Source organism: Flagellimonas oceani (assembly GCF_011068285.1).
Classification (GTDB): domain Bacteria; phylum Bacteroidota; class Bacteroidia; order Flavobacteriales; family Flavobacteriaceae; genus Flagellimonas; species Flagellimonas oceani.
The window spans coordinates 2,728,776-2,745,496 of sequence record NZ_CP049616.1; the positions used below are offsets into that span (position 1 = coordinate 2,728,776).

The following is a 16,721-nucleotide window of genomic DNA, read 5'->3' on the forward strand; positions in this document are numbered from 1 at the left end:
AAGCTCTGTTTTTAATCCACCCAGAAATCTGGTTTTACATTACTGCCTAAAAGGGTACAGTCTCCACATATTCTTGGCACAAATACATAAGGGCCGGGACAAGATGCATCGGGCACCAAACCTTCGGAATAGTCTTCATAATAACTGATCAATCCCAAGTTTACTCGTTCAATTGTTGATTGGGGGCAACCTCCACCAGATGGACCGCTCAGACAGTAAGAAGCATGCGATTCAGGTGCAGTGAGCAAGTTGCAATTAAAACCAAAAGCATATGGTGGAAGCTCCTCTCCAGCGAAAAAATCATCAAAATTGAAAAACAACCGCTGTTCAGATACGTTTACAGCCTCCACATATCCCAAGACACTCTCACTACTTCCGTCCTTTCGATGTACATTGGCATAGATAGCCCCTGGCTGTATCTGGGAAAACACATTATCCGACTGTGAAAAACTTTTCAGGGTTTCATAAAAAGAATAAGCATCCCTTGACTGCACTCGTTGTTGCACTAAGATGCTATATCTGTGTGATATGATGAAATTATCCCTCGCTATAAATCGCACCATTTTCCTTGAAATATTGCTCTCTGGCTCACCTGCCGTGCTCAATTGCTCTATAGTGGTTGAAGAAATTGTATTGTAGCACACTCTATTTTGCATCTCTCTGGGCAAAATTTCCAGAGTATATGTTGGTACTGGTAAAGCGCAGGGATCATAATCCGTTAGCCTAAAATCATCTTTTTTCCAATAGGGTGCGACTATTTTATATGTTTCCTCGTAAGAATACCTGTAAAATTTCGGAGTTCCTTGTTGGGGTTCACTGTCCACATAGATGGCAATGCCCTCTTCCCCGCTATCACTTGTGGCCTTTTCGGCATACACATTGGTAAGTTGGGACTTTCCCTGCACGACCAATGGGTCCGATTCATATTCCTTGCCATCACTGGTGGTTATGTCCAAGGAATAATCGATTCCCATTTCCAAGGCAAATGGCTGGTTCGATAGGTAAATTCCTTCCTCTCCCTCGGTAAACTGATACTCTGTACCATTACCCCCCAATAAACGAACCGTGGCACCACCTTCCATATCTACGGATTCAACAGGTCGGCTACCCAATGGAATGTAAGGATTGTAAACGGTATCGGTTTCTAGGTCCAAACGAAGACTGCTTCGGCTCAAATATACTTTTTGGGTGATTGCTTCATCCGTTAATACGGCCTCTACAACCAAGGCTGCCGATTGCTGCTCATCTTCATTGAGTGTTTCAATTTCGAGTTCATCCAAACATGCCCCCAAAATCACAAATGACATTAGCGCAAAAATAATTCGATATCTAAATTTATAGGAGATCATCAAAACTTGAAATTATAGGTTATCGAAGGAATCGGCACCCCAAAAATAGAGCTTTGCAAAGCTTTTACCTCTCCATCGTCCGTTACAAAAAATACAGAATATGGATTATTTCTGCCCAGCACATTGTACACTTGAATGGTGATAAAACTATGGGCCAATTTGTTCTTTTTGTGATTGCCCTCAATATTGATTCCCAAATCCAATCGGTAATAATCAGGAATCCTAAACTTGTTACGATCACTGAATGTGACGTAATCCGCATTGTTAAACCTAAAGGTTCCTACGGGGTATGTTATAGGCCTACCGGTTTGGTACGCAAAGTTCATAGATACGCTATACCTGCGTGTAAACTTGTAATTGGCAATAACACTTAGGTCGTGTGGCTTATCAAAATTGGATGGAAAAAACTCTCCATTATTGATACGTTCCTCACTGGTGTCGCCGTCGAACCTATATTTAGATCGGGAGTAGGTATAACTGACCCACCCATTTAAACTACCCCTGTTCTTCTTCAAAAGAAACTCAACACCATAGGCCTTTCCTTGTCCTTGGAGTACTTCGGTCTCCACATTCTCATTGAGCAGCAAGTCGGCCCCTGTCTTAAAATCCAGCACATCCTCCATTCGTTTATAGTAACCTTCCAGGCTCAATTCGTACATGTTTTCCTTGAAATTTTTGAAAAACCCCAATGTCACCTGATACCCCTTTTGAGGTTTAATGTTCAAGTCCGATAGTTTCCAAGTATCAATAGGCGAAACGGTTGTGTTGTTGGACAGGGTATGGATAAATTGATAGGAATTGTTGAAACTTGCCTTTATTGAAAAGTCCGGAGCAAACAAGTATCTCGCCGAAACCCTAGCCTCTGGCCCTCCATAGGTTTTGATGAATTCACCACTGCCGTAAGCAATGGTATCCTGAACGGTGGTCTCGCTCCGGGGAGCACCCTCTTGGTAGGTGTTTTGTGTTGCCTCTCCCATGGCCGCATAAAAAGCGTACCGCGCGCCCACATTGAACAGCAATCTCTCGGACACTTTAAACTCATCACCAATAAAGAGCGCCCCTTCCAAGGCCTGCTCTTGATCGACGGAAACGGGCTCTACGTTGGAGTTCGCGCCCTTTGGCTCCACATTACCGGGTTCCACTGCATAATATTTTGCCGAAAGCCCATAACCGAATATATGCATATCGTTCAAGCGGGTATTCAACCGATATCTGAGTTCCGATTCATTTATAGTGTAATCCAGCTCAAAGTTGCTGTTACCATCATCCTCATAGTCAATACCAAAATTGTAGTTGCTATTGCTCGCTGTTAATACTCCCGTTGTTTTTTCGCTCAGCTTGTGGGCCCATCGAACCGAACCCAATCTGTTGCTATAATTATAAAGTGAATCAGAAGTAATACTGAAATTGTCCTTGCTGTAATAAGCAGTACCCCTGATCTCACTATTTTCATTGAATTTATGATGATACTTTACAATACCGTCAAAAAATGATGCCTCACTGTTGTTCAGGGATTCCTCATCCAAAGATTGTAGTATCCAGTCGGCATAAGCTCCCCTTCCTCCAATCATCAATGAAGACACTTTCTTTTTCAATGGAATTTCCAAAGCTAGATTACCTGTAACGGGGCCGATGGACCCCTCACCTGATATTTTTTCGGTATCTCCATTTTTGGTCTCAATATTCAGTACCGATGAAAGTCGCCCGCCAAACTCAACGGGCGGCGCCCCTTTATAAATATTCACTTTTTCCGTGGTAAACGGATTCAACGCTTGAAATATGCCAAAAAAATGGGTGGGGTTATAAATAACGGCGTCGTCCAGCAATACCAAATTCTGGTCGGTTTTGCCTCCCCTGACATTCAGTCCAGTGGCACCTTCGCCTGCCGATGAAATTCCGGGCAATGCCTTGGCCACCTCCAAAATGTTGCGTTCTCCCAACACTAGGGGAATATCTTTTGACTCTTCCGAACTTATCTCCTCACTACCGGATATGGCATCCTCCACATTGCTTACGGCATCCGCCTCTACCACTACTTCCTGTAACTGCTCCAAACTTTCCTGTAATTGAAGGTTCAAGGTTCCATCGTTGTACATGATCACTTCTTGTTCCGAATCCCTTATTCCCATGGCACTGGTAGCTATCAAATTATAACCGGCCGGTAAAATAAGTTCATACTCCCCTTGCTCGTTGGTCACGGCAACACGTCCGCTTGACTGCACCCTTATTGCCAAATCCGGTATGGGCGCACCTGTTTGGGCATTTACCGCCCGGCCCGACAATTTATAGGTCGACTTTAGATTCTTTTCATCAGCTCGTCCAATACGAACCACAGGAAGGTTTTGTGCCGTTTGGGATATGTGATCATTATAGAATACGGGTGGGGGAAAATTTCCTCGGGCAATCACCTCTCTCTCATGCGTAATCGAATCATTTTGCCTGTAGAAACTAGGCGGAAGCTCATCATAAACAACTGTGTTTTGTAATAAAAACACCCTATTTTCCTCTTCCAGAACATAAAAATTCAATGATGTATCGGATAAAACAATGTTGAGAATTTCGGTAATCGAAGCTTCCACAAAGTTATCTGTCACCTCTATATTTTCAATCCAATTATCGAGGTAGAAAAAAGAAAAACCGGATTTTTTCTCCAATTCCCGAAAGAACTCAGAGGAAGTTTTTGAATCACCCGAAATGGTAATGGATGTATTTTGAGAGAACGTAAATTGTACCATCAAAAAGATGACACATAAACTTCCCTTTTTATGAAAAGGATAAAATCTAAGAAAAAATGTCAATGGTTTATTGAATTAGCCTTCAACAATTTAACAAAAAATTAATGATCTGATGAACTTATCATTTAAAAAACCATTGTTCTCTAAAAAAATTAATACATCGTCAAAATATTTGAGTTTGATTCAAATTATTGATCAAATCGAACGTGTTAAATCATTAAAAAACCAAATCTTATGGACTATAGGATTATATATTAAATGGAAGCGCCCCAAAACGTTGGACAATATGAAGCTCATTCCTGCAAAGAATCCAAAACGCGCTGGGCCTCCCTTAAATCGAGTTGAAGTCTTTTGTTTTCCAATATATATTGCTCCCTAAGCTGTTCCATCTTACGTTCAAATTCATCTGCGGGAACATATTCGGGCTTTAGAAGCGTTTCATTAAAAATACTTATCAAAGTGAACAAAAAACTCACCGCCACCGCAGAGATCAATCCTACGAGCATAAATTTTTCGCGTTTAAGGTCCGGAGCGGTTTTTTTAATCTGTTTTTTCTCCTCTTTGGTGAGCTTTGGCATTCCGGAGAGTTGACCTAGAAAAACATCCCATTTCTCTTCTTCTTTTACATAAAGGTTCATAAATCCACCTTCATCCAAAAAATCCTGCGTACTTGCTGTGGATGCCAACATAAATACATCCAAGCCATTCCCTCCCATCACATCCAATAGTTCAACATCGTAGGTTAAAATCTCATGCACCAATTTCTGAACATATTCCAGACTGTAGTTGGGCCTTAAAAATTCGTCGTAAAGGGTATGGATTTGAAAATAGTCGCTCCGCTCAAGAGCATATTCCAAAAAACGGTCTTTCAATTCAGCCTTAAAGAATTCGCTCATTTTTATAAATGGACGGTTAGGGTTGGTTTTGGTTGCTGAGGCTAAATGTAAAGAAATGGGAGATAAGAAGTTATAAATCTAGGTAAAGAATTTATGACCTTCTCAGTCATCCACCATGTAATATTTGAAAATTTGGTGCATTATACGATCTCTGCACTTAGACCTGCCTGTAAAAGCTTGCTGCACCTAGGTTCTAAAAAGGAATACTCACCTGTCTTTACCGTGCACTTCCCTTTGTAATGAACAATAATGGAGCATTGTTCGGCCTGCTCTGGCGTATGCTCGCAAACATTGATAAGGGTGGTGATCACGTGGTCAAAGGTGTTCACATCGTCATTAAAAAGAACTATTTCGTGCTCATTTGTGGTCTCCTCTTCCACGAGGACATCTTCCAACTCTTTTTCTCTAGTACTCATTTTGCTAACGGACTTTACTCTTTCTAATTTACATATTTTGCCGCAACCCAACTGTTCTTCTCCAGATTTTTTTCAAATTCCAAACCGTAGGCGCCACATTTTGAAGAAATTGCATCCAAATCCCCCAAATAGAAGCCACTCAAAAAAAGTGTCCCGCCTTTTTTGAGGCAATCCACATAAACGGGAATGTCCTCCAATAAAATATTTCGGTTGATGTTGGCCAGGATCACATCAAATTTTTTGTCTTTCAGCAAACTACTGTCTCCTTGAAAAGCTTTGATATCGGAACAGTGGTTTCGTTCCACATTTTCTTGGGTATTTAAAAAGCACCATTCATCAATATCGATGGCTTCCGTATGAGCAGCGCCTCGTTTTTTAGCCAAAATGGCCAACACACCTGTTCCACACCCCATATCCAAGACGGATTTTCCTTCAAAATCACTATCAAGAATATGTTGCAACATCATATGGGTGGTTTCGTGATGTCCTGTTCCAAAACTCATTTTGGGCTCGATCACGATATCGTATTCCACATCAATAGCTTTATGAAAAGGCGCTCGGACCATGCATTTTTCACCAACAACGATCGGGTGGAAGTTTTTCTCCCATTCCTCGTTCCAGTTCTGCTGTTCGATATCTTTGCTGGTCCATGTTATGTCAAAATTTGGATTTTGCACTATGAAAAGTTCATCCAGCAGACCTTCTTTCCAATCGGATTTAAGGATATAGCCCAAAAGTCCAGCTTCGTTTTCCACAAAGCTCTCAAAACCCAATTCCCCCAACTCCGCGATCAGAATATCGGATGCGGGTTGGAGCGGGCTTATTTTAAAATCAAATTCGAGGTAAACCAAGGACATTGTTTAAATCGCCTTGATGATATCGGAGAAATCCTCAGCTTTCAGTGAAGCACCTCCGATCAAACCTCCATCTACATCGGGTTTGGAAAAAATTTCGGCGGCGTTGGCCGGTTTTACGCTTCCACCGTACAAAATGGAAACATCTTCAGCAATGGATGCATTGAAACCATCTGCAATGGTTTTTCTGATGAACGCGTGCATTTCCTGTGCTTGCTCTGGACTGGCGGTTTCCCCGGTACCAATGGCCCAAACGGGCTCGTAGGCCAAAACAATCTTGCCCCAAGCACTGGCATCCAAATCAAACAGAGCATTTTTTAATTGGTTTTCGACCACGGCAAAGTGATTGTCAGATTTTCTATCCTCCAATTCCTCACCAAAGCAGAAGATTACTTTTAGACCCTTCTCGATAGCGGTTTTTACCTTTTTGGCCAATAATTCATCGTCTTCGCCAAAGTAGGCACGTCTTTCGGAGTGACCTAGGATAACAACATCCACATCTAAACTCAACAACATATCCGCAGAGATTTCACCGGTGTAAGCGCCACTTTCTGCAAAATGCATATTTTGTGCCGCTACTTGTATTTTTGAATCTTGCAATGCTTGCTTTGCCGCTTGAAGGTTTACAAACGTTGGCGCTACAATTACATCTGCAGTTGTATCGGGTAGTTTGGCGGAAAGCTCGGCCAACAATTCCTCCGTTTCCTGAAGGTTTTTGTTCATTTTCCAGTTTCCTGCCACAATCTTTGTTCTCATGTTATTTCGTTTTTTCTTTAGTGTTATAATTAGAAAGTGAGTTCCTCAAAATCATTGTAATGTACCTTTTGCTGAATGGTTCCCTTGCTGAGTACCAAAATAGCCGGATTGGAGCGCACAATGGTCTTCAAAGTTGTTTCATCTGTAAAATAGAATTCGAAATCCAGTCCGTAGGTATCGCTAATTTTCTCGGCCATATCACTGCTCGAAGCGGACATACCAATAACTTTGTAACCTTTTTCAATTGCTCGATCGGTCGTTTTCTTTACCTCTGGGTAAATTTCTTGTTGTGCTTCCTGTATTTCTTTAGTAGTAGCGCCTTTGGTCAAGCCGGCTGTTTTATTTAAATCGTAAGCAATGACCATCACCAATTTATCCTCTTCCAGCAATTCGGCAGCATAATCCTGTCCTTCTTGCTCAATGGTGAAATCGTGAATGGGCGGTTCGTAACCCGCTTGGATTTGGGTGGTTTCCACATCTATAAATTCGCCATCTACTGTGGGATAGTCACCCTGGGTCACATAAATTTGCTCTTCTCCGTTCACCTTAAAACGCCAGGCGTACTCATATACCGGTTTTGGAGCATCTTCGGGAACGGACATCCCTTCTTGAATATTGGCTCCGATTTTATACGGTCTAAAATCAACCGAGGGCAAGTGCGCCAATACGTGATTGGCGAACAACATACAGGCCAGGAGCGCCACACCGCCAACAATCCAGTTGGTTTTGGTATTGAACAAGGGAGTGATATATTTTCTGCCGAAGAACAGTATCAAAATAAAAACCAGCAAAATCACATCTTTGGTGAAGGATTCCCACGGCGTCAGTTTGATGGCGTCCCCAAAACAACCGCAATCGGTCACTTTATTGAAATAAGCGGAGTAAAAGGTAAGGAATGTGAAGAATACAATCATGAGCAGGAGGCTCCAGACCGTAAATTTTGGCTTAAAACCTATCAAAAGTAAAACGCCCAAAATCACTTCGACAATGACCACAAAGATGGAAATTCCCAATGCCAACGGCGTCAAAAAAGGCAAATCCAATACTCCTGGGCTAAAATATTCTTCCAGTTTAAAGGAAAACCCCATAGGGTCGTTCAATTTTATCAGCCCACTTATTATAAAAAGAACACCTACGATGATTCTTGATATCCAAACAATGTATTTCATTCTTCTTCGCTTAAATGAATCAATGCAAAAACTGCATAATTTACCATATCCTGATAGTTGGCATCCACGCCCTCGCTGACCAAAGTCGCACCTTGGTTGTTCTCAATCTGTTTTACGCGCAGCAACTTTTGCAAAATCAAATCTGTAAGCGAACTTACCCGCATATCGCGCCAAGCCTCCCCATAATCGTGGTTTTTGTCCTCCATTAACTTCTTGGTGATGGCCACTTGTTCATCATAAAGCGAAATGGCCTCCTCAGCGGTAAGGTCCGGCTGCTCCACTACCCCTTTCTTGATTTGAATCAACGCCATAATGGAATAGTTGATGATGCCAATGAACTCGGAACGCTCATCTTCATCCACTTTGCGCACATCGTTCTGTTGTAGCCCACGAATGCGCTGTGCCTTGATAAAAATCTGATCCGTCAATGAGGGCAACCTTAGGATTCGCCAAGCAGTGCCATAATCCTTGGCTTTTTTTGAAAACAATTCACGACAGGTTTGTATCACCGCATCGTACTGTTGGGAAGTCTGCTGCATGTATTGTTGCTAATTTGCGTAAATTTCGTCCAACTTATCCGTGCCCGAAAGCACTTTGCCAAAGATAATGAAACCCAACAAAGCAGATATTTTTTATGACCATAAACTGCAAAGGTGAGCTCATCGACCTAAAAAAGCCCAGAGTAATGGGCATACTCAACCTTACCCCAGACTCTTTTTTTGATGGCGGAAAATATAAGGACGAAGCATCCATCCTTGACCAAGTGGAACATATGCTCAAAAATGGGGCTACTTTTATTGATATGGGCGCTTACAGTTCCCGACCCGGAGCAGCGCATGTTCCAGAGGACGAAGAATTGAAGAGGATGATTCCCGTTATCGACCTGATTCTGAAAAAGTTTCCCGATACTTTGATATCCGTGGATACCTTCCGAAGCAATGTAGCAGCGGAGATTATTGAGCACGGCGCGGCCATCATCAACGATATTGCCGCCGGGAATTTGGATGCGGAAATGTTTGCCACCGTCGCCAAACACCAAGTACCTTATATTATGATGCACATGAAAGGGACCCCTCAATCCATGCAAAAAGAAGCAACTTACAACAACTTGATCAATGATCTTAGATATTATTTTTCAGAAAAAATAATGGAGACGACCTCCAAAAAAATCAACGATATTATTATTGACCCAGGCTTTGGATTTGCGAAAACGACGGGGCAAAACTACACGCTCTTAAACCATTTGGACATGTTCCAAACCTTTGGTTTGCCTATTTTGATCGGTTTGAGCAGAAAGTCCATGATTTACAAAGTATTGGAATCATCTCCGAAAGAAGCATTGAACGGCACAACGGCCCTCCATGCCATAGCGCTTTTAAAGGGAGCCAACATTATTAGGGCCCATGATGTGAAAGAAGCCTCGGAATGTATTAAACTTGTACAAGCTTTAAAAGAGAATGCACTCTAATTTGAGGTTCTCCTATTTTTGCTAATTTTACAAAAACGCTGCGGTTGGATTTTTTAAATTTTCTCGAATTCAAGATTACGGATGTCATTGACATAGTCCTCGTGGCCGCTCTCCTCTATTATATTTACAAACTGGTCAAGGGCACGGTCGCCATCAATATTTTTATAGGGATCGTGATTGTCTGGGCCCTTTGGAAATTGACCGAACTGCTTCAAATGAAAATGATCAGCAGTATGGTGGGTGGTTTTATGAACATTGGTCTGATAGCCCTGATCATTGTATTCCAACAAGAGATTCGAAAGTTTCTGTTGATGGTCGGTTCCACCAATTTTGCCTCCAAAAGAAATTTTTTAAGACGTTTTAAGTTTTTAAAGCAAGAAGCGGTCTCGACCACCACCGACGTTGATGCCATCATAAATGCCTGCGAACGTATGGCCACTTCCAAAACCGGTGCGCTCATCGTTATAGAAAGGAACAACTCTTTGGATTTTGTAAAGTCCACCGGAGATGCCATGGACATAAAGATAACACAGCCTATTTTAGAAAGTATCTTTTTTAAGAACAGTCCATTGCATGATGGCGCCATTGTAATCCAAGAAAACTTCATTACCGCAACCCGGGTGATTTTGCCCGTTTCCAACGACCGTAATATTCCACTTCGTTTTGGATTGCGGCACAGGGCCGCCGTGGGCATCACAGAAAAGACAGATGCACTTTGTTTGGTCGTCAGTGAAGAAACAGGGTCTATTTCCTATATTAAAAATGGAGACTTTATTCCTTTTAAAAACAAGGAGGAATTGGCAAAACGCATTAAAAAGGACTTGGAGCAATGACGTGCAAAAATTGCGACACAAGACTACGAACGGACTTTCTTTATTGTCCGGCTTGTGGCGGAAAGGTAATTCGCAACAGAATTACCGTTAAGAATCTTTGGACCGATGTTCTAGAGCGATACTTCAACTTGGACAATACGTTCGTAAATACCTTTGTTCACTTGTTCTCAAAACCGGAGGTGGTCATCGAGGGTTATTTGCAAGGTCTTCGTAGGAAATACTTGAACCCCATAAGTTATTTGGGAATTGCCCTGACCCTTTCTGGATTAATCGTATTTATGATGGCCAAATCCATCGATTTTATGCAATTCGATGCTTTTGATACAAAAACACAAACTGTTTTTCAAGAAAAATTGATGGGCTTTATTATGGATTATCAAGCCTTGATTTTTATAATCTATATTCCTCTGATGGCAATATCCGGCTGGTTATGCTTCGATAAGAAAGGGTATAATTTTGCAGAGCGGACCATTATTTTCATGTACGTCCTAGCCCATTATAGCATTTTCCTCTTTCTCCCATCGGTACTCGTATTACTTTTTATACCGGAATATTACATCCATTTTTCATTTATTGGAAGCTTGGCCATGGTAGTATACGCAACATACGCAGTAATTAGGATTTCCGATTCAGAAGGAGTAGCACTTGTGGCCCGGTTACTTCTATTTTATATGATTTTGTTCATGCTTTATATTTTGACCTCCACTTTAATCCCCTTTATTATGATCCTAACTGGAGTAATAAACTTGCAAGACTTTGCTCCTCCTCCAAAATAATTAGGCAACTTCCTCTGCCAAGAACTGGGCATTGTAGAGATCGTTATAATAACCACCTTTTTCCAAAAGTTCCTGATGGGTTCCGGTTTCAATGATTTTGCCCGCATCCATCACTATGATCTTATCCGCTTTTTTGATGGTCGCCAAACGGTGGGCAATAATAATGGAAGTCCTGCCCTCGGTAATTTTATCGGTAGCTTGTTGTATGAGCATTTCGGAATACGTATCCACAGAAGAGGTCGCCTCGTCCAAAATCAAAATACTTGGATTGCTCACGTAGGCGCGCAAAAAGGCAATCAATTGACGTTGCCCGCTGGACAGCATGGTTCCCCTTTCCTTTACGTTGTATTGATAGCCTCCCGGAAGACTGGATATAAATTCGTGCACCCCGATTTGTTTCGCTGCAGCTTCTATCTCTTCCGTAGTGATATTCTCATCACGAAGTGAAATATTGTTCGCAATGGTATCTGCAAACAAGAAAACGTCTTGCAGCACTATGGCAATATGGGAACGGAGCGAACGTAAGGTATAATCGTCCAAACATACATCGTCCACCAAAATTTTTCCTGAATTGATCTCATAAAATCGGTTGAGCAGGTTGATGATGGTAGATTTTCCGGCACCGGTCGCACCGACGATCGCAACGGTTTCACCCGCCTTCACATTGAATGAAATTCCATGGAGCACCTCTTCATCGGGCACATAGCCAAAATGGACATCCTTGAATTCGATATCCCCTTTCACATCCTTTTTCTCAACGGTTCCGTTGTCGTCAATATGGCTATTGGTATCCAAAATCTTGAAAACGCGGTTAGCTGCCACCATCCCCATCTGAAGGGTATTGAACTTATCGGCGATTTGACGCAGCGGACGGAACAATAAATCCATCAAGAAAAAGAAGGCCACAATGGCCCCTTTGTTGTCCATACCTACATTCTGAATGTTCTGAATCACACCAAAATATACGACCAAACCAATACCAATGGAGTTGGAAATCTCGGCAATCGGGAAAAATATGGAGTTGTACCAAACGGTCTTCAACCACGCATTTTGATGTTTTTCGTTGATGACCCGGAACTTTTCCTTTTCAATTTCCTCTCGGTTGAAGAGTTGAACGATCTTCATTCCGGCAATGCGTTCCTGCACAAAGGAGTTTAGGTTGGAAACCTGTGCCCGCACTTCAACAAAAGCAACTTTCATGGCCTGTTGAAAGAGACGCGTAGCAATCAAAATAACAGGAAGAATCGCAAAAACGATCAAGGCCAATTTCCAGTTGATCACTACCATAATGATGGCTGCCGACAGCATTTTAAGTGCATCGGCCACGATCATAAAAAATCCTTGGCTGAAAATTTCACCGATACGTTGCATATCCGCAACGGCCCTGGTGACCAATACTCCAATGGAAGAATTGTCAAAATAGGTCATTTTAAAGCCGGTCATCTTTTTAAATAGATCAACTCTAATATCCCGGATTACCGACTCGCCCAAAAGGTTTGCATAGTAATTGAACAACAATTGCGTAATCACCTGGCCCAACAGAAAGGCAAGCATCAACAGTACATTATTGAGCAACTGTTCGGAATTTTTGCTCTCCAAAGATTCGTTTATGATGGTCTTGACCAACAATGGTATCCCGATGGCAAATGCCGCGGACAGCACCGCCACTATGGCCACTAACCAAAAAATGCCACGATAGGGCCTGGTCCGTGAAAAAACACGCCTGAACAAGCGAAAATCAAACGCTTTTCCTACATCATCCTTTTTGCTCATCAAAAATTTCTTTTGGATATAAAACCTTGGTCAAATATAATCCTTTTGCGGGGACGGAGACGCCTGCCTCTCCCCTATCTTTACTTGCAATCACCTGATGGATATCTTCCGGGGACATTTTACCTTGTCCCACATCCAACAAGGTGCCCACTACGGCACGCACCATATTTCGTAAAAAACGGTCGGCGGTAATGGTGAACACCCACTTTTCCTCGTCCGTCGTCCAAAATGCTTCTTTAACATCACAATTAAAGGTCTTTACATCGGTGTTGGACTTGGAAAAACATTCAAAATCGGTGTAATCCAACAGTATTTTGGCCACTTTGTTCATGGCGTCCACATCCAAATAATGTTTTACAAAATGGGCATGATCAAACAAAAATGGATTCTTTTCCTTGACCAACCAATATTCGTAGGTGCGTTCCACGGCATCAAACCGCGCATGGGCATCGGCCGCGACCGGATGAATTCCCTGAACGACAATATCATCTGGCAAAAAGGCGTTCAATCGGTACACCAAGTCTTCGGCATCGGGAATAGGATCAAAATCAAAATGACCGAACATTTGTTTGGCATGCACACCGGCATCGGTTCTTCCGGCCCCTACAACTTCTACCTTTTCGCGCAGCAATGTGGACAGGGCTTTTTCCAAGACTTCCTGCACGGTAATGGCATTGGGTTGGTTCTGCCATCCGTGGTACGCTTTTCCGAAATAAGAAAATTGGATAAAATATCTCAATGGGATCCCTTACTTTTAAGCCCATAAAGATAATTGAATCCTTTCCAACACGAATCCAACCCCTTGTTTTTAGCATATTTTTAGCGAAATGACGAAAATTTTATTGCTTTCCGACACGCATGGACACATGGACAACACCATTTTAAAGTATGCCGCCCAGGCCGATGAAATCTGGCATGCCGGTGACATTGGCAACCTCTCCGTTACCGATGCGTTGGAAGCCGTGAAACCTGTTCGTGGCGTGCACGGAAATATTGATGACCACGTGATTCAGAAAGAGTATCCAGAGAACAATCGGTTTATGTGCGAAGGGGTGGATGTTTGGATCACGCACATTGGTGGCTATCCCAACCGTTACAACATTCGCGTACGGGACGAGATCAGGAACAATCCGCCCAAACTTTTTATTTGTGGGCACTCCCATATTTTAAAGGTGATGCACGACAAAAAGCTGGGGCTGTTACATATGAACCCCGGCGCTTGTGGAAAACATGGCTTTCACCAGGTGCGGACAATGCTAAGATTTGTGATCGATGGGGAAAAGATATCGGACTTGGAGGTAGTGGAATTGGGCAAGCGATAGCCCAAAACATAAAAACCCCGGCCAAAGCCAGGGTTTTTTCGCACTAATACTACTAAGATGTTAGGTTCAACGTAAGCGATCAACAGATTTTACAAGATCTTCATCCTTTTTGATAGCCCTGTTGGCCAGGACCAGAAAAACGATAGAAAATACAGGAATCAGCATCCCAATACCCTTCTCTGAAACCACAGTTTCTCCGGATAAGCTTAGCGATCGATAAACGAAAAATCCTAGTAAAAAAAGGTTCAATATCATGTTCAATCTGTTTACCACAAATTGATTTTGTCTTTTCTTGTACATTACGATCGACACAACGGCCAGAACGGCAACGGCATAAAAAACAAGGCTTACCAAAACTTCGTCTTGGGCAAACACTTCTTTTCCACCTATTTCCACCCATAAGTTCAGAAAGAACGGAAGTATGCCCGAAATGAGGCCTACTATGAGCAAAAATAACGTTTGTATCCGTTGAATCATTGTGCAAATCGATTTCGAATGGCAAAAATAGGTGTCTTTTTGAGAAATAAGGCCTTATTCTTGAAAAATTATTTGTAATATTGTGTCGTTATTATCAAGCACCTACCTAGGAATTCTTTCTCCAGTAGCATTCATAAATAACTTTACTTCAAATTTTAGAATCACACAAGTTTAACTTATTCCATTACTTAATGTTCGAGATTTCCGATCTAAAAGCTAAAAAGCTTCCTGAGCTGCAAGAAATTGCAAAGGGTCTTAATGTTCCCAAATTCAAATCATTGAAAAAACTGGACCTAGTCTACCAAATATTGGACGTTCAGGCATCCAACCCTAAAGCAGTTGCCGAAACGGTTACCGCAACCCCGGATGAAAAACCGGCCCCTAAACCACGAAAGGCCAGAACTCCGCGCCCTAAACCCACAGAAGCGAAAAGTACTGAGGGCGACGACACTAAAAAAGCGCCACAAAAAAGGGAGCCAAGGGACAAAAAAGAGGATTCCAAACCCCAGGGAAGACCTCAAAAAAAAGAATCCAAACCACAGGATAACAAGCCGCAGGACAATAGATCCCACAGCAACAATTCTCCCCAAAAGAACCAAAACAACAATAGGAGAAACAACCAGAACAACAAACCACACCACGATAAAAAGAACAGCAACTTTGACAAGGACCTGAAAAATAGGTACAAAGAGCCAGAGTTCGAGTTCGATAGTATTATTGAGAGTGAAGGTGTACTGGACATTATGCAGGATGGTTACGGATTTCTAAGATCTTCCGACTACAACTATCTTTCTTCTCCCGACGATATTTATGTATCACAATCACAAATACGTTTGTTCGGCCTTAAATCCGGTGATACTGTTCTGGGGAACATAAGACCCCCTAAAGAGGGCGAAAAATATTTCCCGCTGATCAAGGTGAACAAAATCAATGGACTGGACCCTCAAGTGGTTCGTGACAGGGTGGCTTTTGAACACCTTACCCCATTGTTTCCAAAGGAAAAGTTCAAATTGGCGGAAAAACAAAGTACAATTTCAACACGGATCATGGATTTGTTCTCTCCCATTGGAAAAGGACAAAGGGGTATGATTGTATCCCAGCCCAAAACGGGTAAGACCATGTTGTTGAAGGATATTGCCAACGCCATTGCGGCCAACCATCCAGAGGTTTATCAAATCATCCTTTTGATCGATGAACGTCCTGAGGAGGTTACCGATATGCAACGTAACGTGCGCGGGGAAGTGGTCGCTTCGACTTTTGACAAAGAAGCTACCGAGCATGTTAGGGTCGCCAATATTGTATTGGACAAAGCAAAAAGATTGGTGGAATGTGGTCACGATGTTGTGATCCTTTTGGATTCCATTACCCGTTTGGCCCGCGCCTACAACACCGTACAACCAGCTTCTGGTAAAGTATTGAGTGGTGGTGTGGATGCCAACGCCCTGCACAAACCAAAACGTTTCTTTGGTGCGGCACGTAATATAGAAAATGGTGGTTCGCTATCCATTATCGCTACGGCATTGACGGAAACAGGCTCCAAAATGGACGAAGTTATCTTTGAGGAATTCAAGGGTACCGGTAACATGGAGCTCCAGTTGGACAGAAGAATTTCCAACCGAAGAATTTTCCCTGCAATCGACCTTATTTCTTCCTCTACGCGAAGAGACGACCTATTGCTGGACGAAAACACCATTCAACGTATGTGGATTATGCGCAAGTATTTGGCGGACATGAACCCTGTTGAAGCCATGGAGTTTATGGAGCAGCGCATAAAGCAGACCAAGAACAACGAGGAGTTTTTGCTCACCATGAACGAGTAAAAACGCACTTCACTTATTGCGATATAACTACAGGCCCTTCAAGTTTTTGAAGGGCTTTTTGTTGAGTCAATTTATAG

General features: G+C 42.4%; 16 protein-coding genes. 5 read left to right on the forward strand and 11 right to left on the reverse strand.

Going from position 1 to position 16,721, the window contains the following annotated elements; translation table 11 throughout:
- Positions 1-11: 11 nt before the first annotated feature.
- From GVT53_RS12580 to GVT53_RS12615, 8 genes are all read right to left on the reverse strand, one after another.
- A complete protein-coding gene (locus GVT53_RS12580; RefSeq protein ID WP_240905004.1) occupies positions 12-1,307 on the reverse strand; it encodes a DUF4249 domain-containing protein in 1,296 nt (431 codons plus the stop codon).
- A gap of 41 nt (positions 1,308-1,348) precedes the next feature.
- Complete coding sequence (locus tag GVT53_RS12585) at positions 1,349-4,084, reverse strand: TonB-dependent receptor (protein ID WP_166248886.1); 2,736 nt, start codon at positions 4,082-4,084, stop codon at positions 1,349-1,351.
- 293 nt (positions 4,085-4,377) lie between these two features.
- A complete protein-coding gene (locus GVT53_RS12590) occupies positions 4,378-4,980 on the reverse strand; it encodes a hypothetical protein (protein WP_166248887.1) in 603 nt (200 codons plus the stop codon).
- 140 nt (positions 4,981-5,120) lie between these two features.
- A complete protein-coding gene (locus tag GVT53_RS12595) occupies positions 5,121-5,396 on the reverse strand; it encodes an ATP-dependent Clp protease adaptor ClpS (protein WP_166248888.1) in 276 nt (91 codons plus the stop codon).
- Positions 5,397-5,419: 23 nt separating this feature from the next.
- On the reverse strand, positions 5,420-6,253 hold the full coding sequence (gene prmA / locus GVT53_RS12600) for a 50S ribosomal protein L11 methyltransferase (protein WP_166248889.1): 834 nt from the start codon (positions 6,251-6,253) through the stop codon (positions 5,420-5,422).
- Positions 6,254-6,256: 3 nt separating this feature from the next.
- A complete protein-coding gene (tpiA, locus tag GVT53_RS12605; RefSeq protein WP_166248890.1) occupies positions 6,257-7,006 on the reverse strand; it encodes a triose-phosphate isomerase in 750 nt (249 codons plus the stop codon).
- 29 nt (positions 7,007-7,035) lie between these two features.
- A complete protein-coding gene (locus GVT53_RS12610; protein WP_166248891.1) occupies positions 7,036-8,175 on the reverse strand; it encodes a BT_3928 family protein in 1,140 nt (379 codons plus the stop codon).
- A complete protein-coding gene (locus tag GVT53_RS12615) occupies positions 8,172-8,714 on the reverse strand; it encodes a DUF1599 domain-containing protein (protein ID WP_166248892.1) in 543 nt (180 codons plus the stop codon). Before GVT53_RS12615 ends, GVT53_RS12610 begins: the two co-directional genes overlap by 4 nt.
- A 95-nt stretch (positions 8,715-8,809) precedes the next feature.
- Here GVT53_RS12615 and folP point away from each other — a divergent pair, with 95 nt between their 5' ends.
- Genes folP through GVT53_RS12630 form a run of 3 tightly spaced genes read left to right on the forward strand, consistent with a single transcriptional unit; the run spans position 8,810 to position 11,252 of the window.
- A complete protein-coding gene (gene folP / locus GVT53_RS12620; protein WP_166248893.1) occupies positions 8,810-9,643 on the forward strand; it encodes a dihydropteroate synthase in 834 nt (277 codons plus the stop codon).
- A gap of 44 nt (positions 9,644-9,687) precedes the next feature.
- The gene (gene cdaA / locus GVT53_RS12625; RefSeq protein WP_166248894.1) at positions 9,688-10,476 is read left to right on the forward strand and encodes a diadenylate cyclase CdaA; all 789 of its coding nucleotides are present in this window, start codon (positions 9,688-9,690) and stop codon (positions 10,474-10,476) included.
- Entirely contained in the window at positions 10,473-11,252 is a 780-nt protein-coding gene (locus GVT53_RS12630) for a DUF3667 domain-containing protein (protein ID WP_166248895.1), read from the forward strand. The genes cdaA and GVT53_RS12630 overlap by 4 nt, the downstream gene beginning before the upstream one ends.
- On the opposite strand, the gene GVT53_RS12635 is transcribed toward GVT53_RS12630, so the two are convergent.
- Both GVT53_RS12635 and truA read right to left on the reverse strand, forming a co-directional pair.
- Entirely contained in the window at positions 11,253-13,025 is a 1,773-nt protein-coding gene (locus GVT53_RS12635; RefSeq protein ID WP_166248896.1) for an ABC transporter ATP-binding protein, read from the reverse strand.
- Positions 13,009-13,764 carry a tRNA pseudouridine(38-40) synthase TruA gene (truA, locus tag GVT53_RS12640; RefSeq protein ID WP_166248897.1) on the reverse strand — a complete coding sequence of 252 codons (756 nt, stop codon included), beginning with the start codon at positions 13,762-13,764 and terminating at the stop codon, positions 13,009-13,011. The genes GVT53_RS12635 and truA overlap by 17 nt, the downstream gene beginning before the upstream one ends.
- A gap of 88 nt (positions 13,765-13,852) precedes the next feature.
- Between truA and GVT53_RS12645 the strand changes: the two genes are divergently transcribed.
- Positions 13,853-14,347, forward strand: a complete 495-nt coding sequence (locus tag GVT53_RS12645; RefSeq protein ID WP_166248898.1) for a metallophosphoesterase family protein — start codon at positions 13,853-13,855, stop codon at positions 14,345-14,347.
- A 66-nt stretch (positions 14,348-14,413) separates the two neighbouring features.
- On the opposite strand, the gene GVT53_RS12650 is transcribed toward GVT53_RS12645, so the two are convergent.
- On the reverse strand, positions 14,414-14,824 hold the full coding sequence (locus tag GVT53_RS12650; RefSeq protein ID WP_166248899.1) for a DUF4293 domain-containing protein: 411 nt from the start codon (positions 14,822-14,824) through the stop codon (positions 14,414-14,416).
- Positions 14,825-15,015: 191 nt separating this feature from the next.
- On the opposite strand from GVT53_RS12650, the gene rho reads away from it, so the two are divergent.
- Positions 15,016-16,644: a transcription termination factor Rho gene (rho, locus tag GVT53_RS12655; protein ID WP_166248900.1), complete on the forward strand. Its 1,629-nt coding sequence runs from the start codon at positions 15,016-15,018 to the stop codon at positions 16,642-16,644.
- The last annotated feature ends 77 nt before the right edge of the window (positions 16,645-16,721 follow it).